Genomic DNA, 25,185 nt, shown 5'->3' on the forward strand with positions numbered 1-25,185 from the left:
TTAAGAGTGAATACTCCGGTTTCAAAAGTAATTAAAGAAATTCAAGATATATATCTTTCTGATGATATGCCATGGATTGTGGGATATAGCGGAGGGAAAGACTCTACTGCGTCACTACAGCTTGTATGGAATGCTATTGCATCATTACCATCGGACAAACGTCAGAAAGAAGTTCATGTAATTAGCACGGACACTTTAGTCGAAAACCCAGTGATTGCTGCTTGGGTAGAAAATTCGTTGGAATGCATTAATTTAGCTGCTAAAGCCCAGGGGCTTCCTATTCAATCTCATCGTTTAACACCATCTCTGGAGAATCGCTTTTGGGTAAACCTTATAGGTAAGGGTTATCCGGCGCCAAGAAATAAATTCCGTTGGTGCACATCCCGATTAAAGATCAGCACATCAACTCAGTTCATTCAGGACATGTCCGAAGCCAAAGGTGAGGCAATACTAGTTCTTGGCCAGCGTAAAGGTGAAAGCCAAGCTCGCGACAAAGTAATGGAAGAGTACAGCAAAAGCTCTCGGGATAGATTAAGTAGAAACAGTGACCCCAAGCTTTCTCGCGTATATGTTTATTTGCCAGTAGAAACATGGTCAAGTGATGATGTTTGGGAGTACATCATTACAGAGCCAAATCCATGGGGAGTGGATAACCAAGAGTTATTTAATATATACAGAGGAGCCACTCCAGATGCAGAGTGCCCAATTGTCGTTGATAAGTCTACGCCGAGTTGTGGAGATAGTCGTTTTGGATGCTACGTTTGCACTATGGTTACTGAAGATAAATCCATGCAGGCTATGATTCAAAACGATGAACAAAAGCAATGGATGCAGCCTATATTAGATTTTAGAAATGCCAATTTAGACACTAACGACCGCCATCTACGCGATTTCCGAAAAATGGATGGGAGCCTGTTGTTATACAACGGCCGATTGGTTCATGGTCCTTATGTTCAAAGTCACAGAGCGAAACTTTTAAAAGAGCTGTTATCAACCCAAAAGGTTGTTCAAAACGCAGGGAAAGTGGCTGGGTACAAATCTATAGAACTCATTTCGATAGATGAGCTGGATGAAATCAGAAATATTTGGCTAGAGCAAAAGGGAGAGCTTGAGGATCTAGTCCCGAAAATATATGAAGAGGTTTTTGGTATACCATATCCTGGCAAGCGTGTGGAGTCTGTACCGCTGAATCAAGCCGATTTTGAAATACTCAAAGATGTAGCCAGTGAAATGGACCCAAATGCAAGTGAGGAGCTTTATAAGTTAATGCGTTCCTTACTCGCGGTTCAGTTTCAATCTCAACAGAGCTATAAACGATCTCAACATTTAGATAAATTAGCTGAAACTTTGAAATATCATAGCTTCAGAGCCGAAGACGAGGCACTTGATTTTGCCCTTTTATTGCAGAAACTCAAAGCCCAAGAAAGAAATACTATGGGTTCAGCTTTAATAGAAGAAGGTCCGGATGATGAGGCTGTAGAAGAATATTAAATCATGGCAAAAATTACATTTAATCAAATAGCCATTGAGAACTTTGGGCCCTTTAAAGAAAAACAAACACTGAGCTTGGATTCACAATCGAGCAAGCCAGTCATTTTGATAGAGGCGCTCAACGGCAGCGGTAAAACCACTTTGCTCACAGCATTACAAATAGGCCTTTATGGAGATAAAGCCGTTAACTCAATACGCCGTTCAGAATATGAGCGATTGGTATCTGGGTTAATGCGTAATGATGCTGATGGCAAAGCGAGCATTGAAATCACTTTATCAATAGAGGTTGGCGAAAAAATAGAATCCGTCTTATTAAGTCGACAGTGGGCGGCTAATCCAAGCTTGTCCGAACGATTTGTGATAACTCAAAACGGTGAACTCAACTTAGAGTTTACAGAAAATTGGGACGAATTCATTAACGGAATATTACCCGTAGAACTAGTTCAGCTATTTCTCTTTGATGGCGAGAAAATAGAAGCGCTGGCCAACCCTGAAAAATTGCCACAACTACTTCGGCGTGCAACTGAAGTGTTTCTTGGATTAGGTGGTTTAGATTTACTAAGCAGAGATTTAAAAGCTCTTGAGCGGCGAGCAGCATTAAAAAGTAAAGACGATGTTGGAGAGAATGATAAGAGTTACGAGCAAATCGAAATTCTTGAGAAAAATCTTGATGAGCTAGCTGCTAAACGAGACATACTAGTGCAGAGACTTGCAGAATCACGAAATGATCTTGAACGCGCGCAAAAGGATCTCCACACCTTTTCAGCACATGCTCAATTAAATGGTATCAACTCGTTTAAAAAAGCCGCAGAGTTAAAAAGTAACTTTGAAATTGCAAATAACCAATATATAAAAGCGAGACATGCTTTAGCAGAAAGTTTAGAGGACCCCTTACTTCCTATCCTCTGGTTGGGACGATTTTGGGATCAATATAAAGAGCAAAATGAGCTAGATAGCAATATTCGGAAATCGAACTTCTTGGTTGGTGAGTTTGAAAAACGCAATACTAGACTTCTTAAATCGATAAATGATCAGATACCCCCCGAGGTATTCTCTCGATTGTCGGAGCTGCTAGAAGGGGATGTAGCAAGTCTTAATCAATATAAAAATCATAAGACAGTATTAATTAATGAAGTCAATCTTGCAGACATTCAAAATCAACTTGAAACCGCACTTAATGTCTTAAAGCAGCGATTAAAGAATGTTGAGACGACAGCAACTACTCTTAATAAAATGGAGCACCTAGTAGGTCAAATACCAGCTGAAGAACAATTATCAGATATTTTTGATGAATTGCAGGCAAAGTCAAAATCAGTTGCGATTTGTGAAAATAAAATTCAAGATCTGCAGCAAAAAATAGAAGAGTTAACTAATAGCTACAATCATTCTGAAAACCGCTTATCATCCGCAAGGCTTCGAGTGGGGGGAGTATTGATCGATCATGCTTGGCAAGTGAAAAGCCAAGAGTCGGGAGTAAGAGCAAAAAAAGCATTGGCTTTATTCCGCGACAAACTCCTTGCATCTAAATCTATTTGGCTTTCAGAGTTAATTACATCTGAATTCAAAAGACTACTCCATAAGCAGAAATTAGTATCGAAAGTCATTATCGACCCCACTTCTTATGCAGTATCTATTGAAGATATAAATGGGACTGTTTTGCCAATAGAAAGGCTTTCTGCGGGCGAGCGCCAGATTCTAGCTATCGCAGTTTTAAGTGCTCTAATTGGCAATCACAAAAACCTGTTTCCCGTGGTGGTGGATACGCCACTGGCAAGACTTGATAGCAATCACAGAGAGTCGCTTATAAACAACTTTTTTACAAAAATATCCCACCAGGTTTTGGTATTGTCTACAGATAAAGAAGTGGATACTGGCGCTTATAAAATACTTCGACCTTTTATTAGCAAAGAATATTTCTTATCTTATGACAACGAGACTAGAAGCAGTACAGCTAGCGCGAGGCAAGAAATCAGGGAGGTTGAAATAACTTTATGATAGATAGATTGCGTTTAACCGCTGCCGCCAAGACTCAATTAGTCACGCTAAAAAGAAAAACAGGTATTGAACACTACAATGGCTTATGTAGACACGCTTTATGTTTATCGCTGGCAAATCCAAGTAAAATTCCAGAGGAGATATATCAATTCAATGGAGGTATAGATATAGATTGGAGGACCTTCACAGGTAACAATGAAGTTTTATATCTAAATTTACTAGTCCTTCGACTATCTTTAGATGGAACACCCCTTACACAAGAGTCAATTCGTCATTTACTAACTCAGCATGTACATCGTGGTTTGTCTTATTTAGTTAGCACTAACGAAGACGACCTACTGATTGATCTTGCTAAGCGAAATGAATTGGCATCTGAGACTCAGTCCGGGTAGTCTTGTTTAAATTGCTACTAAAACTTAACCCATTAGAGATGTGAAAAATGGCATAATTTTTAAACTAGATCATATCGATTGGATTCTTATATAGTTGCCAATTTTAGATAGCAAAGTTTATTTGTTTTTTTCTATCGGCCCAAACTTTTCTCGCTTCTGTTACAGAAACTAAGCGCCCTGTTGAGAATGGGTCATGTTCACTACAATATACATGCAAATTACTAGGATTGGGGGCTCCAGTAGAGCTCGATGGCGCAATAAATAATTCCGCAGTTTTATTAGAATGTTCACAACCATCCCTGTGCTCACAAGTTGGGCGCATTGCCAATATGCGTACTGCCCAAAACGGATGAGGTAATTCAAATCTTTCGTTTCCGTTGAACGAGAATCGAACTCTGGGAGCGCGGGATGAAACATCGTAGATTGAGCTCCTAGAGCTCTTATAGCGATTGCACCAGCCACATGCCAACGCAAGATTGTCGTCCGCAAGACCTCCGGACGCTACTGGCAATACATGATCGACCTCAATTAAAACATCGGAAATGTTTAATCCTCTGGGTCTCAAAATATCCACTATAGGAGGAGTAATAACCGGGTTAGCTCCAGGTTTTTTTAAGAACCTGTCAATGGCCTCTTCACTAAAAGCAAAACCACAAATCCAACATCTAGGTGTACCAGCGTAAATTAATTCGACTTTCTTTTCTCTAGTAGGGGAAATTCTTACCCGTTGATTTCTTAATCTGCCCACTTCCTCCATTATATAGTTTGCAATAGCTTTGGATAACGCATCTCTCAGGGGCTTGGTTTCTGATGAGAATAGCTTATCTATGTGCATACGCACGTCAGCTAAAACATGAGCATGCCCTAACTTGGCATCTTCAACATATATTGTCGGACTACAAATGCCCTCAATAAACCATCTTAACCACAGTGAATAAACATCTGCTTTAAGTAATGAATGATTTCTTTGAGTAACAATATCGGGAAAATCTCGTCCAGATAAAGTTTTTATAGCGTCATATTCCCAAGCATTTTTGGAGAAGGTGATACCTTCCCCAACTAAAGTGGTTAACAGTTCAAGCAACTATCTAGCCTTTATAAATTTGAGAATACTTATTTACGTTTGGCAGGGTTTTAGGATCCCGTCTATAAATATGCCATATACTCGACCATTGTTTTCTAATGCCTGTGGAATCTTTTTTCACACCTTCCAATTTCCAGGAACGATCAAAATAGTGGGGACTAACCTCAAACAGCCAATCATCTACTATTTCTTTAACCGACGCTGCAGAATCAATAGTTTTCCTTGACTCTACAAGATATGCAAAAAAATCAGTAGTCAAAGTCATTAAAGATGGCTTATTAAAAAGATTGGATGAACGTGGACGACCCCAGTAGTTGTCTGCTGACGGGTTTGTTGTGTTCCCTAACTTATTTCTTACAGATAGCCAGAAATGAATAAAAACCTCTCTCCAGGGACCATCTTGCTGTGACCAATAAGAAAATGCATCTTTTTGCTCATTGTTAACCCACTCATTAGTTATTGCCGATTGGTCTAAATATTTACGTTTCCAAATATCGGCATAATCTAACTTTGAGTCATGAAAATAACGTGCACCACTAAGGTTTCTGAATATGGAAATTAATTGTCCAAGGACTGACCATGGAAGTAAATCTGCCCCATCGCCTTTCAGCCCTCTAGCCACTAGTCCTACAAATGGACTTCTCTCATTTTTCGCAAAAAACGTTGCAGCGACAGAACTTTGCAAGGGAATTCCAGCATTTTCTAGACGCTCAGATATGCGATCTAGCTCATCATCGGCTAAGCTCGTTGAAATGATTGTTCCTAACAATGCAGCTCGCACGGGAGTGGCTTTCTGATTCACCACGACGAATTGGAAAACATGCTCATCCGCTTTCTCATTCATCAATAAAGAAATGGGTAAATGGCGAGCTTTTTGGGTAAGCAAATAAGATTGTGTATCTGAAGGATTTTCCCCAGCATCTGCTCTAGCTTGCGCAATATCCCAAATAGTGGGATCGGACTCTAAAGCATCTTTTGCTGCGCAAAGTGCTCCAATCAATCGATGTTGTCCGTCTACCAATATTATTGGTTTGGAGTAAACCTCCATTGCTTGTCTCGTAAATCCAAGAAACTCATCTTTATAAGTATTACTATCAAACTTCTCAAGTAGAACAATTCTAGCGGTCAGCTGATCCCAGAATTCTGTTATGTGTGATTCCGAAAATAAAGCATTTTCTAAAAGGTCTTCATTTTCTGAAGATTCTTCTGTATCTGTATCAATATATTGCTCTTCTTCATTTTCGGACTGTTCAATTTCAATGAGTTGTTTTAAACTCTGAATCAACTGTGTTGGAATTGGTCTACTCGACAGAGTGCTAACTCTGTCGAGTAGATATTGACGTGTACCTTTCAGCAACTCTAATAAAGATAATTCGCTAAGAGTTTTATACTCTATAGTTAGGGTACCAACACAACTTGATGAAGAAGTTGATGTGCTGTTAGCTTCGAATCTCACCTCAACATCTTGCGGATTCCGGATAGCGCAAAGCAAAGGGTTTTGGATAACATTTCTTGGATCTGAATAAAACTTTGCAATTTGCTCAGTTCTGCTTGGATCATCATCTCGTTGGAAACCGAGTAGCTCTACATCAAACCTTGGATCTTTATCTATTTTGGTCTTTTGTGGCACCCCAGCCCAATTATTAATTTCGGTTGCAGGTGCAGAAAGTAATATTAAAGGGCTTGACTCTTCACTTTGTTGAATTCTTACAGCAGGATAAGAACATATTACAGTCATCAAAAAATAGCCTTTTAGAAGTCCTTCGTGGATACGAAAGAAAATTTTATATTTTGCTAGTTTATCAATCTTTGCTCGATGAGGGATATCAGTTATAACCCTCACTGAAAAAAGATAGTTTATACGGATTTTTCAACACATAAACTATGAATCGAAAGGGGCTTCCGCCCTTTTCGATTTAACCGCACTTACTATCCCCACAATTCAAACAAGTCATACATCCATCCATCAATATGCTTGCCTTGGTATTACACTTTTTACAAAGCTGCGCCCCTTTAGGGAAGCCTTCTTCGTTTGATTCTTCACCTGACTTGGCGTGTTTTTCCAGGTATTCGGCTTTTTTCTCTTCTACCAGTTTTTGCTGGTGTTCGTCTAAACCTGGTTTTTTCAGCATACCGATTTCTTGCAGGTGTTTTTCTACCACTTCACCAATCTCGGCCACCAGGCTAGGCACAAATTTGCCGCCTTTTTTAAAGTAGCCGCCGCTAGGCTCAAATACGCTTTTGAGTTCTTCTACCAAAAAGGTGACATCGCCACCTTTGCGGAACACGGCAGACATCACGCGGGTGAGTGCGACTATCCACTGGAAGTGCTCCATGTTTTTGGAGTTGATGAAGATCTCAAACGGGCGGCGGTGCTCTTGGGGCGTGCCTTCGTTCATGATGACGTCGTTGATGGTGATGTAGAGCGCGTGCTCGGTCACCGGGGTTTTGATCTTGTAGGTGTTACCCACAAGCATATCTGGGCGGCTTAATGGTTCGCCCATTTGGATAATATTCGTGACAGGCGCTGCTGCGGCCTCGGCTGCTTTTTTGTCTTCATCGGTCACCAGTTTGTAGGCGGTGATTTTTTTGTCGATCTTGATTGCCATGTTGTTCTCCCTATTGGAGTAATCAGTTCTTTATAAATTCAATCATTAAAAATAGTGCAATTTAGACAGAGTCAAACGAAGCGAGTGAAGTTAAGACTAGGCGCGTTTGGATTTTTAACCGGAGTGTACAAGTAGTACATGAGGATTAAAAATTCAAACGCAACAACGTATTAACGAACGCAGTCGTTTGAAATGGCTAAATTTAGAATTTGCCGTAATATCCTTCTTTAAACGCATCAAACAGGTTCGCCGCCGTGTGAATCTCACCGTCATATTCAATCTCTTCATTACCCTTGGCTTCGATCTCGGTACCATCTTCCAGCGTGAACTTGTACGTGGTGCTCTCTAAATCTTTCTCGGTCACCAGCACACCCTGGAATGCCTCAGGATTAAATCTAAAGGTCGTACAACCTTTCAAGCCCTTGTCATACGCGTAGAGGTAGATGTTTTTAAAGTCTTCAAAGTCGTAATCGGTAGGCACGTTAATGGTTTTGGAGATGGAGCTATCAATCCACTTTTGCGCCGCGGCCTGAATATCCACGTGGGCCTTGGCCATGATGGTGGATGAATCGAGGAAGTAATCCGGCAACTGCTCTTCTGGTTTATCACTAAACGGCATGGCGTTTGGGTTCACCAGCTCGCGGTAAGCCAGCAGCTCGTAGCTGAATACGTCGACTTTCTCTTTAGACTTTTTGCCTTCACGGATCACGTTACGTGCATAGTGGTGGGCAAAGCTAGGCTCGATGCCGTTGCTGGCGTTGTTCGCCAGGCTCAGTGAAATCGTACCCGTTGGTGCGATAGAGCTATGATGCGTAAAGCGCACACCCTTGGTTGCGATCTGGTTACGCAGGCCTTCTGGAAACTGCTGCATGTAGCGGCTATATTTGCCCAGTAGCACTTTACCGGCCAGTTTCTGGCCGACCTTGATGCCATCGGCGGCCATTTCAGGGCGCACACGCAGCATGTCGGCGGTGACTTCAAACTTCTCGTCCATGATAGGTGCCGGGCCTTTTTCTTCAGCCAGCTGCACACCAATTTCCCAGCCCACTTCGGCCATGATACGGGTCACTTCTTCAGTGAACTTCACTGAGTCTTCTTCACCGTATTTCATTTTGAGCATGGTGAGTGTTGAGCCCAGGCCCAGGTAGCCCATGCCGTGACGGCGTTTGCGGGCGATCTCCTGGCGTTGCTGCTCCAGTGGCAAACCGTTGATTTCGACCACGTTGTCTAGCATGCGGGTAAACACGGCCACCACTTCGCGGTATTCGTCCCAGTCAAAATGCGCGTTGTCGGTGAATGGCTCGCGCACAAACTTGGTCAGGTTCACAGAACCCAGCAGGCAGGCGCCGTATGGCGGCAAGGGTTGCTCACCGCAAGGGTTGGTAGCGCGGATGTTTTCGCAGAACCAGTTGTTGTTCATCTCGTTGACGCGGTCGATCAGGATAAAGCCTGGCTCGGCAAAGTCGTAGGTGGAAGACATGATCACATCCCACAGACGGCGTGCCTTGATGGTTTTGTAAATGCGGCAAGCCACTTTACCGGCTTCTGGACCTTCGGTTTTGGTCAGGTATTTGTGCTTGACCGGCCAGTCGCGCCACACCACTTGTGACTCGTCGTTGACATTGAGGCCGTCAATAATGGCTTCTTTTTCAGTCACCGGGAACGCCAACCGCCATTCGGCATCGGCTTTCACGGCTTCCATAAACTCTTTGGTGATGAGGCAGCTCAGGTTGAACTGGCGCAAGCGGCCATTTTCACGCTTGGCCTTGATAAAGTCAGTCACGTCTGGATGCGAAATATCAAAGGTCGCCATTTGCGCACCACGACGGCCACCCGCGCTAGACACGGTGAAGCACATTTTGTCGTAGATATCCATAAAGCTTAATGGGCCGGAGGTATAGGCACCGGCACCGGCCACAAATGCGCCTTTTGGACGCAGGGTGGAGAACTCGTAACCAATGCCGCAACCGGCTTTGAGTGTCAGGCCAGCTTCGTGCACTTTGCCTAAAATATCGTCCATGCTGTCTGCAATCACGCCAGACACGGTGCAGTTGATGGTAGAGGTGGCGGGTTTGTGTTCTAACGCGCCCGCATTAGAAGTAATGCGGCCTGCCGGAATCGCACCACGACGCAAGGCCCACAAAAACTTTTCGTGCCATTCATTTTTCTTTTCTTCGGTGGTCTCGACGTCTGCCAGCGCGCGCGCAACGCGGCGATAAGAATCGTCCATGTCCTGATCCACATGTTCGCCCGACTTGGTTTTGAGACGGTATTTCTTGTCCCAAATATCGAGTGAGACGGGCTGCACTGGAATCTCCACGGCAACGCCTTCTGACTGGACTTTCTTTTGTTCAACAGCTTTTAACATCGAGTTCTCCCACACCTTGGTGATTCTTATTGGTTTGACAAACAGGGTTATTACAACAAACATCCGCCACAAGCTTGGCAACGGCTGGGGCGGGATGCGTTTTGGAACGGGGCCAGGGTATGACAAGCTTTGTTGTGTATTTATGCCGCTTGCCCGGCCTGCACAGCGATATGGGTACGGGCCCTGACCAAACACAATATCTTGTGTTGCTGGCGATAATTTATGCCTATAGCTAGTTGCCGTCAACCGATTTTTTGCGCTTTTTTTGATGCTTTTTTGCGTGCAACATCTTGCATTTTTTTAAGCGTGATAGAAACAGGCGCTACGGCATAGGTGAGTCATCACTCACCTGCTTTTGCTGGTGTCGGCAATACGCAACAGGTCAGTGTTGGGCAAATATGCGAAAATACCGCCATGCCTAGATTTGTCTACACCCTGCTCATGACCGTGGTCGCCGTCCTGCTACCGCTCAAGCTGTTCTGGCGCGGCCTCAAGCAGCCGGAATACCGCCAGCATGTGGCTGAGCGCTACGGCTTTTACCGCCAATCGGTGCGTGGTCCGCTGATCTGGGTGCATTGTGTCTCGGTGGGCGAAACTCGTGCCACTCAACCGCTGATTCACGCCTTGCTGAGCACCTATCCGCAACACCAGCTGCTGATCACGCACGGCACGCCAACCGGCCGCGCGACCAGCAGCCAGCTATTCAACACCGAGATTGCCAGTGGCCGTGTCCTGCAAGCCTACTTGCCGGTAGACACACCCGGCGCAGCCAGGCGCTTTCTCAACCACTTTAAACCGGTATTCGGCGTGCTGATGGAAACCGAGCTCTGGTTTCATTTAATTGACCAGGCCTGCCGCCAGCACATCCCCATGGCCTTGCTCAGCGCCCGCCTCTCGGAAAAATCCGCGCGTGGCTATGCCAAGCTCGGCAGCCTCACCCGCCAGGGCTTGCAGCAACTCGCCCTCATCGCCGCCCAAACCCAGGCCGATGCCGAACGCCTGCACACTCTGGGCGCCGCACAACCGATGATTTGCGGCAACCTCAAATTTGATGTCACGCCCCCCGCAGACAGCACCGACAAAGGGACGGCCTTGCGCCAGCAACTAGGCACTCAGCGCACGGTATGCATAGCTGCTAGCACACGCGAAGGCGAAGAATCGATGATTCTCGACGCCGTGCAAGGCCTAAATGTGCTCACCCTGCTGGTGCCCCGCCATCCACAACGCTTTGCCGAGGTGGAGGCGCTGCTCAAAGCCCGTGGCCTGCGCTATGTGTTGCGCACCAAACTCACGCAGCCTTTAAATGACGATGTGCAGGTGGTACTTGGTAATAGTATGGGCGAAATGTACACCTATTACGCCGCCAGCGACTTTGCCGTGATGGGCGGCAGCCTGCAGCCGCTGGGCGGGCAAAACCTGATTGAAGCCGCCGCCATGGGCGTGCCAACCATACTGGGACCGCATATGTTTAATTTTGCGCAGGTGGCACAAGCGGCGGTCATGGCGGATGCGGCGGTACAGCTAAAGGATGTAAGTGAGTTGCATGGGATGATTGCGGCACTGGCAGCGGACAAGGTGAAAGTACGTACGATGGCGGAGGCAGCGAAGGGGTTTACCTTGCAGCATAGAGGGACAACGGGAAGACTGATGGCGGCGATCGCGCCGTTATTGAAAAGGTGATTTTTAGGCAAATAGTAGATCACATCGTTTAAGCCACATTTTATTTCGCCCGTAGGCGAGTTACTTTCTGTTGCTTGCCCCACAGAAAGTAACCAAAGAAGAGGGCACCCAGCCATCACGGCCTAAAGGCTCCCTTGATTTCATTACTCGTCAGTCGCGGTTGCAGAACTCAACCTGGCAGCTTACACAACCCGTAAGCTGCTGCGGGATTCAAACAAGCTGCAACCTTATTCCGCCTGCCAAGCAATGAAATCAAGCGTGATGGGATGGGATTCATCTCGCCAAACGCTCACTGTTGAAGCTTGGACCGTTCAAAAACTCAAATTCGTTCTTTAATTCACAAAAGGTGGCGCTCACGGATTTTTCGGGCCTATCTGCCGCGCCGAGTAGCGCAGGCAAAACAAGAATAAAGGGAGCGACTGTTCGAGTCCCGCAGCAGCTCACGTATTTTGTGAGCTGCCAGGTCGAGTTTCGTGACCGCTTGTCCTAAGTCCAGCAAAGCAGCGGACGAAAGTCCTAAACTGAGCAACGCAGGGAACAAGCGGAAGCTAGGGTGCATTTCTTTTGGTGACTTATTCTTTGGGCAAGCAAAGAAAAGTCACTCGCCTAGAGGCGAAAAAGACCATTCCATACGACAAGAAATCATCCGCGTGGGCATGCATGCCCACGCTACCGTTATTGCAGAGCGCACTGGCTTTTGTTTACTGTTTAAACCAAACAAAAAGCGCACTACTGTGCGCTTTTTGTTGTGCAATGAACCCCTTTACCCTAGGTTTGGCGCTAACCACCGCTCCAACCAAGCTTTATCCACATTCCTTCTCTGTGCCATGTCTTCCACCTGATCATTGCCAATCTTATCGACACTGAAATAGCGCGACTCAGGATGCGCGAGGTAGAAGCCACTGACAGCCGCCGCCGGAATCATGGCGTAGCTGTCGGTGAGTTGCATGTCAATTTCTTCTGCCTGCAACACCTTGAACATCTCGGACTTCACGGTGTGGTCCGGGCAGGCGGGGTAGCCGGGCGCCGGGCGGATGCCGCGGTATTGCTCTTTGATCAGCGCTTCGTTGCTCAAGTCTTCATCGGCGGCATAGCCCCAGAAATCAGTGCGCACACGCTCGTGCATGTATTCGGCAAAAGCTTCAGCCAAACGGTCGGCCAGTGACTTGAACATGATGGCGTTGTAGTCATCGTGGTTTTTCTCAAACTCGGCCAGGCGTTTTTCCATGCCCAGACCCGCGGTGACGGCAAACAGGCCAATGTAATCGTCGACCCCTTTAGGCGCAATAAAGTCGGCCATGCACTGGTTGGGGCGGGCGATGCCATCGATCACCGGTTTTTGCGTTTGCTGACGCATGCCGTACCAGGTCAAGGCGACCTGGCTGCGGCTGTCGTCGGTGTAGATTTCGATATCGTCCGTATTCACCTGGTTGGCGGGCAGCAAGGCGATCACGCCATTGGCGCTAAGCCAGCGACCATCAATGATGCGCTTGAGCATGACTTGCGCTTCGGCAAACACCTTGGTGGCAGCTTCGCCGACGACTTCATCTTGCAGGATAGCGGGATAAAACCCGGCCAGGTCCCAGGTCTGGAAGAACGGACCCCAGTCGATATACTGCGCGATAAGCGCGAGGTCGATGTTTTTGAACACGCGGCGGCCGATAAACTTGGGTTTCAGTGGCGCATAGTCACCCGTGAAAGTGAGTTGCGCGGCATTGGCGCGTGCTTCGGCCAGGCTTAGCATGGGCACGCCTTTTTTATTGGCGTGTTGCTGGCGGGCTTTTTCATAGTCGGCCTGAATCTCGGCCAGGTAAGCCCCGCGCGTTTCTGGCGTGAGCAGGTTTTGCATGACGCTGACCGAGCGTGAGGCATCGGGCACATAAATGACAGGGCCGGTGTAATTGGGTGCAATTTTCACCGCGGTGTGCGCACGTGAGGTCGTCGCGCCACCGATCAGCAAGGGGGTTTGCTGCTCAACAAAGTGCGGATCGCGCTGCATCTCTTTGGCGATATAGGCCATTTCTTCGAGCGATGGTGTAATCAGTCCACTCAGGCCGATGATGTCGGCATTCTCGCGTTTGGCCATCTCCAGGATTTCAGCGGCGGGCACCATGACGCCCATGTTCACCACCTCGAAGTTGTTGCACTGCAACACCACCGAGACAATGTTTTTGCCAATATCGTGCACATCGCCTTTGACCGTGGCAATCACTACCTTGCCCTTGGGCTTGGCGACCATGCCGGTGCGGCGTTCTTCGGCGGCTTTTTCTTCCTCAATAAACGGAATCAGGTGCGCGACGGCAGACTTCATCACACGCGCGGACTTCACCACCTGCGGCAAAAACATCTTGCCCTGGCCGAACAGGTCACCGACTACGTTCATGCCGTCCATGAGCGGCCCTTCAATCACGTGAATCGGGCGGCCACCCTTGCTCATGATCTCCTGACGCACTTCTTCAGTGTCGGCGACGATAAAGTCGGTAATGCCATGCACCAGCGCATACTCAAGGCGCTTGTTGGCAGGCACCGGGTTTTCAGGGGTACCTCGCCAGGCCAGTGTGGCCTCTTGTTTTTTACCACCTGCGACCAGTGTGCCAGCGATTTCGATCATACGCTCGGTGGCAACTAATGGATTCTCAGGGTCCACCACGCGATTAAGCACCACGTCTTCGACGCGCTCGCGTAGCTCAGGCTCAATATCGTCATACACACCGACCATGCCTGCGTTGACGATGCCCATGGTCATGCCGGCTTTAATCGCATGGTAGAGGAACACGGTATGAATGGCTTCACGCGCAGGCTCATTGCCGCGGAAGCTGAAACTCACGTTGGATACGCCGCCGGAAATGCGGGCATATGGCAGGTTTTGCTTGATCCAGCGCGTGGCTTCAATAAAGTCCACCGCGTAGTTGTTGTGCTCTTCGATGCCGGTGGCAATGGCGAAAATATTCGGGTCAAAAATAATGTCTTCGGGCGGGAAGCCAGTGCTCACTAACAAGTCATACGCCCGCTTGCAGATCTCAGTTTTACGCGCAAAGGTGTCGGCCTGGCCTTTTTCATCAAACGCCATGACGATGACGGAAGCGCCGTAGCGGCGGCACAATTTGGCCTGGCGCAAAAACTCCGCTTCGCCTTCTTTCATCGAAATCGAGTTCACAATCGCTTTGCCCTGCACACACTTGAGGCCGGCTTCAATCACGTTCCATTTAGAGGAGTCGATCATGATGGGCACACGGGCAATGTCCGGCTCGGAGGCAACCAGATTGAGGAAGTGCGTCATGGCCTTAACCGCATCCAGCATACCCTCGTCCATATTGATATCGATGACCTGGGCGCCGTTTTCCACCTGCTGGCGCGCCACGCTCAGCGCTTCTTCGTATTGCTCGTTGATGATCATGCGCGCAAACGCTTTGGAGCCGGTGACGTTGGTCCGCTCACCCACGTTAACGAATAAGGATTGTTCATCAATCACAAACGGTTCCAGGCCTGACAGCTTGGTCGTCACCGGTAAGGTGGGCACCTGGCGTGGTGGCAGGTCTTTAATCGCGTTATAAATGGCGTTGATATGTGGCGGCGTAGTCCCGCAGCAGCCACCGGCAATATTGATAAAGCCGCTTTGCGCAAATTCTTTGACCAGGCTGGCGGTGATGTCGGGCGTCTCATCAAAGCCGGTATCAGACATCGGGTTGGGCAAACCAGCATTGGGGTAGATACAGACAAAGGTATCGGCCACTTTGCTGAGTTCTTCGGCATACGGGCGCATCAGGGTCGCACCCAGTGCACAGTTGAGGCCGACGGTCAGCGGTTTGGCGTGGCGTACCGAATGCCAGAAGGCAGTCACGGTCTGGCCGGACAGGATGCGGCCAGAGGCATCAGTCACGGTACCCGAGATCATGATCGGCCAGGTCTTGCCCTGTTCTTCAAAGAAACTGTCGATGGCAAACAGCGCGGCCTTGCAGTTAAGCGTATCAAAAATGGTTTCCACCATGAGGATATCTGCCCCGCCTTCGACCAGGCCACGAATTTGCTCCAGGTAAGAGGTCACCAGCTGGTCAAAGCTGACGTTACGGGCCGCGGGGTCGTTGACATCCGGCGAGATGGACGCGGTTTTTGGCGTGGGCCCGAGGGCGCCTGCCACAAAACGCGGCTTATCCGGCGTGCTGTATTTGACGCAGGCGGCCTTGGCCAGTTTTGCGGCCTGTACGTTCATCTCGTACACCAGATGCGCCATATGGTAATCATCTTGCGCGACGCTGGTGGCACCAAAGGTATTGGTTTCAATGATGTCGGCGCCCGCGGCCAGGTACTGCTCGTGAATTTCCTGGATCACCTGCGGTTGCGTGAGTGTCAGCAGCTCGTTGTTGCCTTTGACAAACAGCTCGCGCTCACCGGCAGGCCCCTGAAAATCCTTGAAGCGCTCACCACGGTAATCGGCTTCGGTCAATTTGTAGCGCTGGATCATGGTACCCATGGCACCATCCAGAATCAGGATGCGTTGGGAAAGCGCCTCACGGAGCCATTGTTCAGTCGCGGAAACCGGCAGTTGCGTCATGCGTATCAACTTGAAAACAAAAGTAATATTTTATCACAAGCACAAGGCGGCTCCTTGCCTGTCGGCGCAAGGCGTAATCTGGAGCATTGGGTGGAAATCCCGAGCTCGCCTAAACCGGATAGGCGAAATAAAAAAATGCATTTAACATAGCGCTGATTCAAGGGCGTGTGGCTTTATCCATCACGCAGGGACCACACAGACAAACGGATTCACAGATGATTTCAGGCTTGGTACAACTTTTTTTATGGCAGGGGCTGGGCGAGCTGCTCAGTAAATTCTTTTTACCCGGCATCCCCGGACCGGTGCTGGGCCTGCTGCTCTTGCTGGTGTTTTTATGTGCCCGTGGGCAGGTGAATGCCGACCTCGGCCTGGTGGCCGACAGTTTCCGCCAGCATCTGGGATTGTTATTTGTACCCGCCTCGGTCGGCGTGCTGCTGTTTCTGCCTGAGCTGCAAACACACGCCCTGGCGGTAGGCACTGCCCTGCTGGTGAGCGTGATTCTGACCATCGCCGTCACCGCCATTGTGCTCAAACTATTCTGGTATGTTTCACTCAAGCGCAATAAGGGGCACCGCCATGAGTAAGCGCCTGCCAATTGCCGAAATTTGGGTCTACCTGTCGGGTGACCCACTGTTTGCGCTGATTATTACGCTGGCCAGTTACCAGCTCGGTTATCTGCTGTATGTGCGCGCCAAGCGTCACCCACTGGTCAATCCGGTCGCCATCTCTGTCCTACTCACCTGCCTGACCATAGACCTGCTGGACATGCCGTATGAAAAATACTTTGAAGGGGCGCAGTTTGTGCACTTTTTGCTGGGCACGGCGACCGTCGCCCTGGCAGTGCCGATTTACACCGGCTTCAAGCGCATGCAAGGCAAGATCTTTCATATCTGGGTGGCGCTCACCGTGGGCAGTACGGTGTCTATTGCCAGCGCGGTGGCCATTGCCAAGCTGATGGGCGCGACCGACAACATTGTGGGAAGCATGTATGCCAAATCGGTGACGGCGCCAATTGCCATGGGCATTGCCGAGCGCCTGAACGTGTCGCCGACACTGACGGCGGTGTTTACCGTGATCACCGGCATGCTGGGGGCGATTCTGGCCCCGTATATCCTCAATGCGGTCAAAGTTCAGCAGTGGTGGATACGCGGCACGGCGATTGGGGTGGGCGCGCATGGTCTAGGCATTACGCGCGCGTTTAGTGTCAATGAAGAAGCCGGGGTGTTTGCCAGCATGGCCATGGGGCTCAATGGCGTGATCAGTGCCATCGGCCTGCCCATCGTATTGACCTATTTACGGCCACATTTGGGCTTCTAGCTGACACCCAGCTTACAAACGGCCATTTTGACCGAACTTGGCGCAAAATCGTATTGTCATTCCAAACGTAAAAGGGTTTAATGTAAGTATTCTAAATCCCATGTGCGGCAATCAATGCGTGAAAGAGGGCTTGGCTGATATAAAAACGATTAGCCAGTGAAAACAGTCCCTTATCACAGCAACAAACCGTGAGCATACATCCCATACTATACAATCATCAATGATAGCCATTCACTGACATATGGACAAACCGCTAAATAAAGCCGCATACAAGCTCAGACTGTGGGTCGTCACAGTGCTGCTGGCTGTGCTCGGGGTGGCGCTGGCGGCAGAGTTCTCTGATCACTCCAGCTACCGCGATGATGTGATGCGGGTGCGGGTTGCCGAAATCAGCGAACCTTCCGCCGATAGCGAATCATCACTTCCATCGCTACTGCCATTGATTAACCTGCCCGCAAGCATCGTCATCGCCTGCGTGATTCCGTTTGCGCTACTGACTTTACCCCGCCAGCGCCTAATCAAACATCGCATGGTGGTTCGCCACCTGCACTCACGGGCCCCCCCAGCCTCTGTTTAGGACACTCTGTACCTATGTGCATGCTGTTACTACCTGATTCAAGTTGATGTTGTTGTAACACATGCCCCCTGTCCTGCATCATGCCCGGCGACATGGTAGTGGTACCCAGAGTCCAACGGTGGGTGAACATTCGCTGGCGGCATACGCCTACAAGACGCCAGATGCCTGTTAAACCAGTATCCTCTTCAATTTAATTAAGATAAGAACACACTTATGATGAAACAGCACTTAATCGTTTTAGGCTTGCTTGGCTCCCTGCTCGGCGCTTGTCATAAAGAAGAAGCGCCCAAGGAAGAGCTTCCCAAACTGGAAGTCACCACCCCGATGCGCAAAGACACCACGCTGATTAAAGAGTATGTCTGCCAGATTCATGCCATCCGGCATATTGAAATGCGCGCGCTTGAGCGTGGCTACTTGCAAGATATCTTTGTCGACGAAGGTAAGTATGTCAAAGCTGGCCAGCCCATGTTCAAGATCATGCCGAACATCTACCAGGCGGAATTGATGCGGGCCAAGGCGGAAGCCAATGCTATTCAGATCGAATACGAGAACACCAAGGCGCTGGCCGAGAAGAATGTCGTCTCACTAAACGAGCTGGCGATTTCCAAGGCCAAACTCGACAAGGCGCTGGCTGAGGTGAATCTGCACCAGACCCACTTGAACTTTACCGACATCAACGCCCCCTTTGACGGCATCATGGACCACCTGTTTGTGCGGAAAGGTAGCCTGATGCAAGAGGGTGACTTGCTGACCACACTGTCTGACATCAGCAAAATGTGGGTGTACTTTAACGTGCCTGAATCCGAATACCTGGACTTTAAAGCCCGTCATGAAGATGAAAAGCAGGTCAAGGTGCATCTGCGCATGGCCAATGGCCAGGTGTTTAACCAGCAGGGGGTGATCGAAACCATCGAAGCCGACTTTGATAACAAAACCGGTAACATCGAGTTCCGGGCTGGCTTCATGAACCCTGAGCGCCTGTTACGTCATGGCGAGACAGGTAACATCATGATGGATATCCCTTACAAAAACGCCATGCTGATTCCGCAAAAAGCGATTTTTGAAATTCTGGACCAGCAATATGTGTTCGTGGTGAGCAAGGATCACAAACTGGAACAACGACTGGTCAAAGTGGCCGCTGACATTCAAGACATGTCCATCATCGCTAGCGGTCTGCAAGACACCGATCATGTGTTAATTGAAGGTCTGCGCCGCGTCACCAAAGGTGACAAGATTATTGAGGACTTTAAAACACCCGATAAGGTTGTTCCTGAACTGAAGCTGTACGCAGAATAACGAAATATCAGGTGAACACATATGCTTAACATATTCCTAAAACGCCCAGTACTGGCCATCGTACTGTCCCTGCTCCTGACGTTTACTGGCTTCTTGTCCATTAAAAGTCTGCCGATCGAGCAGTTTCCAGACATTGCGCCACCGCGGGTATTGATCTTCCTGGCTTATCCTGGCTCCAGCGCCAGCGTGCTGGTGCAGTCGTCACTGATTACACTGGAGCGTGCCATTAACGGTGTGCCCGGCATGAAATACATCGTGTCCGACGCGACCAGTGCGGGTGAAGCCACCATCCAGGTCTATTTTAACCAAGGGGTAGACCCGAACGAAGCTATGGTCAACACCAAGGTCAGGCTGGACCAGGTGATCAACCGTCTACCACAGCTGGTACAACTGGAAGGGGTGATCCTGAACAAGGTACAGCCCAGCATGTTGATGTACGTGAACATGTACAGTACCGATAAAAATGCGGACCAGAAATTCCTCTACAACTACTCGCAAATTAACGTGATTCCTGAAATCCAGCGCGTGAACGGCATTGCCTGGGCGCAGATTTTAGGTAGCCGCCAATATGCAATGCGTGTCTATTTGAACCCTGACCGCATGCGGGCATATAACGTCTCATCCAAAGAAGTCATGGATGCGATGTCAAACCAGAGTTTGATTGGTCGTCCCGGCCGCTTGGGGCAAAGCTCGGGGTTGCAGGCGCAAGCCAAGGAATACACCCTGGTCTACAGCGCCAGCCGGTATGAAAAACCCGAGCAATATGAAAACATTGTGATTCGCTCCACCCCCTCAGGTGAGATTCTGCGCCTGAAAGACATTGCCAAAGTCATGCTGGGCAGTGAGTTCTACGATATTTACTCCAACAAAGACGGTTATCCTTCTGCCTCGATTGTGTTGAAGCAAAACTACAAGACCAACGCGAAAGAAGTGATTGAAAACGTCAAGAAAACCCTGGAAGAGCTCAAACCCACCTTCCCGGCTGGCATGACCTATGAAATCAACTACGACGTGTCACGCTTTGTAGATGCTTCTATCCACAAAGTCTTGCATACGCTGGTGGAAGCGTTTGTGTTGGTATCGCTGGTGGTGTTCATCTTCCTCGGCGACTGGCGCTCTACGCTGATCCCATTGATTGCGGTGCCCATCTCGCTGATCGGGGCGTTTGCTGTCATGAGCTCGTTTGGCTTGAGTATTAACCTGATTACGCTGTTTGCCATGGTGCTGGCGATCGGGGTGGTCGTCGACGATGCGATTGTGGTTGTGGAAGCGGTGCACGCCAAAATGGCCTCCGACCATGTCGGCCCTTACGCTGCGGTACAACGCGTCCTGGGTGAAATCGGCGGCGCGGTGGTTGCGATTACCTTGCTGATGACCTCGGTATTTGTGCCAATTACCTTCCTGCCGGGTCCGGTAGGGGTGTTCTACCGCCAGTTTGCGATCACTATGGCGTCCTCCATCGTGTTGTCAGGCATTATTGCGCTGACCCTGACCCCGGTGCTGTGCGCGATGATCTTGAAGAATACGCATGGTCAACCCAGAAGCCGTAACCCGATCAACCTGTTTTTGGACCTGTTCAACAAGGTCTTTGACAAGGTGACCGACTACTATACGGCGTTCCTCGGAAAACTGGTCACTAAACGCGCGTTGACCTTCCTCGTGATCGGTCTGTTCTCATTCGGGATTGTTTCCATCGTTAAAATCATCCCGGAAGGGTTTATTCCCGGCGAAGACCAGGGCATGATTTATGCGATTATCCAGACGCCGCCAGGCTCTACCCTTGAGACCACCTATCAGGTGTCGCAAGAGCTGCAAAAAGTGGCGAAAAAAATCCCTGCGGTACAGTCTGTGACCGCCCTAGCGGGTTACGAGGTCCTGACAGAAGGGCGCGGCTCTAACGCGGGGACGTGTATTATCAACCTCAAGGACTGGGAAGAACGTAAAGAGACGGTTGCTGACGTGCTCAAGTTGCTCGAAAAATCCACCGAAAACTTTGGTGCGCGAATTGAGTACTTTGAACCACCTGCAGTGCCAGGTTATGGTACGGCCTCTGGTCTAGCCTTCCGCTTGCTGGACAAAACCGGCTCGCTGGATTACCAAAAGTTTGACGACATCAACAAAGAATTCATGAAGGACTTGGCAAAACGCAAAGAATTAACTGGTTTATTTACATTCTATGCAGCCAACTATCCGCAGTACGACTTGATCATTGATCCGCAACGTGCGATGCAGAAAAAAGTCACGATTGCTGATGCCATGGACAACCTTGACGTGCTGGTGGGTAGTACCTTTGAACTGGCCTTCATCCGCTTTAACTACTATTTCCGGGTATATACCCAGGCTGCGCCTGAGTTCCGCCGCTTCCCTAGCGACATCCTGAACTACTATGTGCGCAATGAAGATGGTGAGATGGTGCCTTACTCAGCCTTCATGACCATGAAGAAGCAGCAGGGGCCTAACGAGATTACCCGTTACAACCTGTTTAACTCTGCGGCCGTTCGTGCTGAACCAGCAGCAGGTTACACCACTGCCTCAGCAATTAACGCGATTAAAGAAGTAGCCTCGTCTCTGCCTAAAGGCTACTCGGTCGGCTGGGAAGGCCTAAGCTTCGATGAAGAGCGCCGTGGCAACGAAAACATCATTATCTTCATGGTGGTGCTGGTATTCGTTTACATGGTGCTGGCTGCGCAGTATGAAAGCTTCATTATCCCGTTTGCGGTCATGCTGTCATTGCCGGCTGGTATTTTCGGCAGCTTCCTGTTGCTCAAAATGACCGGGCTAGCCAATGACGTGTTTGCGCAGATTGGCCTCATCATGCTGGTAGGCTTACTTGGTAAAAATGCGGTGCTGATCGTGGAATTTGCAGTGCAGGCACGAGAAAAAGGCGCCTCCATCAAAGAAGCTGCCATCGCAGGAGCTAGAGCGCGTTTCAGACCAATTTTGATGACCTCGTTTGCCTTTATTGCCGGCCTGATTCCATTGACGGTCGCGACCGGGGCCGGTGCAATTGGTAACCGGACCATCGGGACCTCGGCTCTGGGCGGCATGTTATTCGGGACCATCTTTGGTGTGGTCGTAATTCCTGGCCTTTACTATATATTCGCCAGCTTGGCGGACGGTAAAACGCTGATCCGTAAGGAAGATCAGAATCCACTGACTGAGTCCTACGAGTACAACAGACATGAAGAAGAAGACGAACATGACCACTAATAAATATCTGTATTGGCTGGTAAGCGGTGCAGTTGCAGCCATGCTGCAGTCCTGTGCGATTCCCAACATCATGACCAAGGAGGCCGACACCGCCTTACCCGCGCAATATAATGGTAAAGCGGCCGCGGCCGACACCAAGAGCAGTGCCAGTGTCAGCTGGAAAGAGTTCTTCCAAGACAAGAATCTGGTCTCTCTGATTGATACGGCCGTGGCCAACAATAAAGAGATCCAGATGATGGCGCAGCGTATCTCGATGGCGCAGAACGAAATTCAGGCTAGACGCGGTGCTTATCTGCCTTTTGTGAATGCCGGTGGTGGCATTAATTATGAAAAAACCAGCAAATTTACCCGGCTGGGTGCGGTCGAAGATGGCCTCAAGATTCATAATCAATCCTTTCCGACCTTTCTTGGCGACTATCAGTTTGGCCTGGTAGCCTCCTGGGAAGTCGACATCTGGCACAAACTGCGGAATGCACAACAAGTTGCCGTGCTCGACTACATGGCGACCACTGAAGGCAAAAGCTTCTTGGTCACCAACTTGGTGGCTGAAGTGGCCAACAGCTACTACGAGCTGATCGCGCTGGATAACCAGTTGCTGACCTTGCAAAAAAACATTGAGATTCAGCAGAATGCGCTCAATGTGATTCGTGAGCTGCAAAAATATGCGCGCTCTACCTCTCTGGCGGTCAAACGGTTTGAAGCCGAAGTGAAAAAGAACCAGAGCAAGCAATATGCAATCAAGCAGCAAATTACCGAGGCTGAAAACCGCATCAATATGCTGCTGGGTCGCACCTCACAACCAATTGCACGCAACAGTGATGGCTTTCTCGAACTGCAGCCTAAAGCAGTCGAGACTGGCCTGCCTTCACAAATGCTGGCTAACCGCCCGGATATCCGGCGCTCCGAGCTCGAACTGGCTGCGGCTAAGCTGAATATTGATGTTGCCAGAGCAAACTTCTATCCCTCGTTCACGATGAACGCAGGGCTGGGGTTTCAGGCCTTCAAGCCGCAGTATTTGCTGAATATTCCTGACGCACTGGGCGCTTCCCTGGGCGCGGGCTTGATGGGGCCATTGATCAACCGGAACGCGATCATTGCCGAGTATAAAAATGCCAGTGCCTCGCAAATTGAAAAAGCCTACGAGTATGAGCAAACCATTATCAATGCTTATATGGAAGTGGCGAATCAAATTGCCAATGTCGACAACCTGAGCAAAAACTTCAGCCTGAAAACTAACCAGGTTGACCAGTTGACGCAGTCGATTGATGTAGCCAACCAGCTGTTTAAAAACGCCCGTGCGGATTACGTTGAGGTACTGCTGACACAACGTGATGCGCTGGATGCCAAAATGGAGTTAATAGATACCAAGCAGCAACAAATGTCTGCCATGATCAACCTCTATCGTTCTTTGGGCGGCGGATGGCGTTAAAACGTTACCCGAACCAAGCCTAAGCATATCGCCCAGTCTAAAGCAGGCGATCTGCCAAAACAAAGGGATTCCGTTTTGCGGAATCCCTTTGTTTTGGCTGTCCTGCAGTATCCATTCCCTCGCACTCAAGCATGCCTGATGTGTCAGACACCTATACGCCTGAGCATAGCAATTCTTGAGAGCACTCAATCAACTTCGGCACGCCAGTAGGCTACACAACGCGCTACTGGCACATGTGCTGCCTCAACGATGCATATGGTACAAAGCCATAGTTGAATAACGAGTAAACAGCACTCACCCAATCCGCTCAAAGCGACCCCCCCATAGCAAATATCATTGCTGCAGGATGAAGGCATCCCGGTTTAAACAGGCGTGTGCGCAACGAGCGCTGAAGCAGAGCGCCGGAGGGAGCAGGAGTCGTGAAGAGATGCGCCGTATATTGAGTGACGCTGACAAGCACTCACCCGTGCCTAACCAAACAGGCTAGCCACGGGCAAGTTATTAGAATGGGTGCTTATTTGCCGAGCAGGTTATCCAGTGAGCGCTGGTCCAGTGCGCCCAAATAGGTGGGGCATTGCTGGCTGATGACGGCGACCCAAGCTGCACAACCGTCCAAAGATTGCTGGCTGGCTGGCACGGTCAAACCAAAATCTGCTGGTTTGCGCGGCGGGACTGATTTGTTGCCAAACCACATGACGCGCTTGTCCTTAGAGAGCGCGAAGCAGCTCTTGGCCGCTTCACGTAAAGCCTCGCGCGCATCGCTCAGGCTGCCGCAAGCCGCACTGCCGTCAACTTCCATCAACTGCGCGCCGACTTCATAGCGGGTTTGGTCCACAGTCAATATCGTACCGGCAGGCTTGTATTCATTCATGACCGCATAAAAGCCAAACAGAAAAATCAGCATGCCCAGGGAAAGGCCACGATGCTGCTTCTCAAATACCTCAATGCCAAAATAATTCACCGCCAGCGCCATCAGCGTCAAGGCAAATGCGGCCATAGCCACCATTTTGTGCGGAATCTGTATTTCATAAATCCCCCAGGCAAACGCAATTACCGCGATGGCAAGGGTGACAATCCGCATCATTTTTTTATTCATTGCAACACACGCTCCACTAACTAAAGATAGAGGCAGTAGTGGCCCTCGCCACCGCCCACCCACGCGCAACATCTTAACCGATTTGCCTG

The 25,185-nt window shown here is 49.2% G+C and carries 16 protein-coding genes; 10 read left to right on the forward strand and 6 right to left on the reverse strand.

The window, feature by feature from the left end; genetic code table 11:
- The first annotated feature begins 6 nt into the window (after positions 1-6).
- The 3 genes from dndC to dndE are packed head-to-tail and all read left to right on the forward strand — an operon-like array spanning position 7 to position 3,878.
- Complete coding sequence (dndC, locus tag ACT53C_RS02520) at positions 7-1,491, forward strand: DNA phosphorothioation system sulfurtransferase DndC (protein WP_476144673.1); 1,485 nt, start codon at positions 7-9, stop codon at positions 1,489-1,491.
- 3 nt (positions 1,492-1,494) lie between these two features.
- Positions 1,495-3,486 (forward strand): DNA sulfur modification protein DndD, encoded by a 1,992-nt coding sequence (gene dndD, locus ACT53C_RS02525; protein ID WP_476144674.1) that lies wholly within the window; start codon positions 1,495-1,497, stop codon positions 3,484-3,486.
- Positions 3,483-3,878, forward strand: coding sequence for a DNA sulfur modification protein DndE (dndE, locus tag ACT53C_RS02530; protein ID WP_476144675.1), 396 nt, complete (start codon positions 3,483-3,485; stop codon positions 3,876-3,878). The genes dndD and dndE overlap by 4 nt, the downstream gene beginning before the upstream one ends.
- Positions 3,879-3,981: 103 nt before the next feature.
- Here dndE and ACT53C_RS02535 read toward each other — a convergent pair whose 3' ends face one another.
- The 4 genes from ACT53C_RS02535 to ACT53C_RS02550 form a co-directional block, all read right to left on the reverse strand.
- Positions 3,982-4,962: an HNH endonuclease gene (locus ACT53C_RS02535; protein WP_476144676.1), complete on the reverse strand. Its 981-nt coding sequence runs from the start codon at positions 4,960-4,962 to the stop codon at positions 3,982-3,984.
- A gap of 4 nt (positions 4,963-4,966) precedes the next feature.
- Complete coding sequence (locus ACT53C_RS02540) at positions 4,967-6,703, reverse strand: ParB N-terminal domain-containing protein (RefSeq protein WP_476144678.1); 1,737 nt, start codon at positions 6,701-6,703, stop codon at positions 4,967-4,969.
- A gap of 175 nt (positions 6,704-6,878) precedes the next feature.
- Complete coding sequence (locus ACT53C_RS02545) at positions 6,879-7,571, reverse strand: TSCPD domain-containing protein (RefSeq protein WP_476144679.1); 693 nt, start codon at positions 7,569-7,571, stop codon at positions 6,879-6,881.
- Positions 7,572-7,773: 202 nt separating this feature from the next.
- Entirely contained in the window at positions 7,774-9,939 is a 2,166-nt protein-coding gene (locus tag ACT53C_RS02550; RefSeq protein WP_275357873.1) for an adenosylcobalamin-dependent ribonucleoside-diphosphate reductase, read from the reverse strand.
- Positions 9,940-10,353: 414 nt separating this feature from the next.
- Between ACT53C_RS02550 and waaA the strand changes: the two genes are divergently transcribed.
- A complete protein-coding gene (waaA, locus tag ACT53C_RS02555) occupies positions 10,354-11,619 on the forward strand; it encodes a lipid IV(A) 3-deoxy-D-manno-octulosonic acid transferase (protein WP_476144931.1) in 1,266 nt (421 codons plus the stop codon).
- A gap of 763 nt (positions 11,620-12,382) precedes the next feature.
- Here the strand turns inward: waaA and metH are convergent.
- Complete coding sequence (gene metH / locus ACT53C_RS02560) at positions 12,383-16,171, reverse strand: methionine synthase (protein ID WP_476144680.1); 3,789 nt, start codon at positions 16,169-16,171, stop codon at positions 12,383-12,385.
- A 215-nt stretch (positions 16,172-16,386) separates the two neighbouring features.
- Here metH and ACT53C_RS02565 point away from each other — a divergent pair, with 215 nt between their 5' ends.
- The 6 genes from ACT53C_RS02565 (at position 16,387) to ACT53C_RS02590 (ending at position 24,000) form a co-directional block, all read left to right on the forward strand.
- Positions 16,387-16,755: a CidA/LrgA family protein gene (locus tag ACT53C_RS02565; RefSeq protein ID WP_194748945.1), complete on the forward strand. Its 369-nt coding sequence runs from the start codon at positions 16,387-16,389 to the stop codon at positions 16,753-16,755.
- The gene (locus tag ACT53C_RS02570) at positions 16,748-17,488 is read left to right on the forward strand and encodes an LrgB family protein (RefSeq protein WP_476144681.1); all 741 of its coding nucleotides are present in this window, start codon (positions 16,748-16,750) and stop codon (positions 17,486-17,488) included. Before ACT53C_RS02565 ends, ACT53C_RS02570 begins: the two co-directional genes overlap by 8 nt.
- A gap of 241 nt (positions 17,489-17,729) precedes the next feature.
- A complete protein-coding gene (locus ACT53C_RS02575; RefSeq protein ID WP_476144682.1) occupies positions 17,730-18,065 on the forward strand; it encodes a hypothetical protein in 336 nt (111 codons plus the stop codon).
- 213 nt (positions 18,066-18,278) lie between these two features.
- A complete protein-coding gene (locus tag ACT53C_RS02580; RefSeq protein ID WP_476144683.1) occupies positions 18,279-19,361 on the forward strand; it encodes an efflux RND transporter periplasmic adaptor subunit in 1,083 nt (360 codons plus the stop codon).
- A 21-nt stretch (positions 19,362-19,382) separates the two neighbouring features.
- Entirely contained in the window at positions 19,383-22,571 is a 3,189-nt protein-coding gene (locus ACT53C_RS02585) for an efflux RND transporter permease subunit (RefSeq protein WP_476144684.1), read from the forward strand.
- Positions 22,561-24,000, forward strand: a complete 1,440-nt coding sequence (locus ACT53C_RS02590; protein WP_476144685.1) for a TolC family protein — start codon at positions 22,561-22,563, stop codon at positions 23,998-24,000. The genes ACT53C_RS02585 and ACT53C_RS02590 overlap by 11 nt, the downstream gene beginning before the upstream one ends.
- 514 nt (positions 24,001-24,514) lie before the next feature.
- On the opposite strand, the gene ACT53C_RS02595 is transcribed toward ACT53C_RS02590, so the two are convergent.
- A complete protein-coding gene (locus ACT53C_RS02595) occupies positions 24,515-25,096 on the reverse strand; it encodes a hypothetical protein (protein WP_476144686.1) in 582 nt (193 codons plus the stop codon).
- Positions 25,097-25,185: the final 89 nt, after the last annotated feature.

It is taken from the genome of Methylophilus sp. DMC14 (assembly GCF_056314085.1).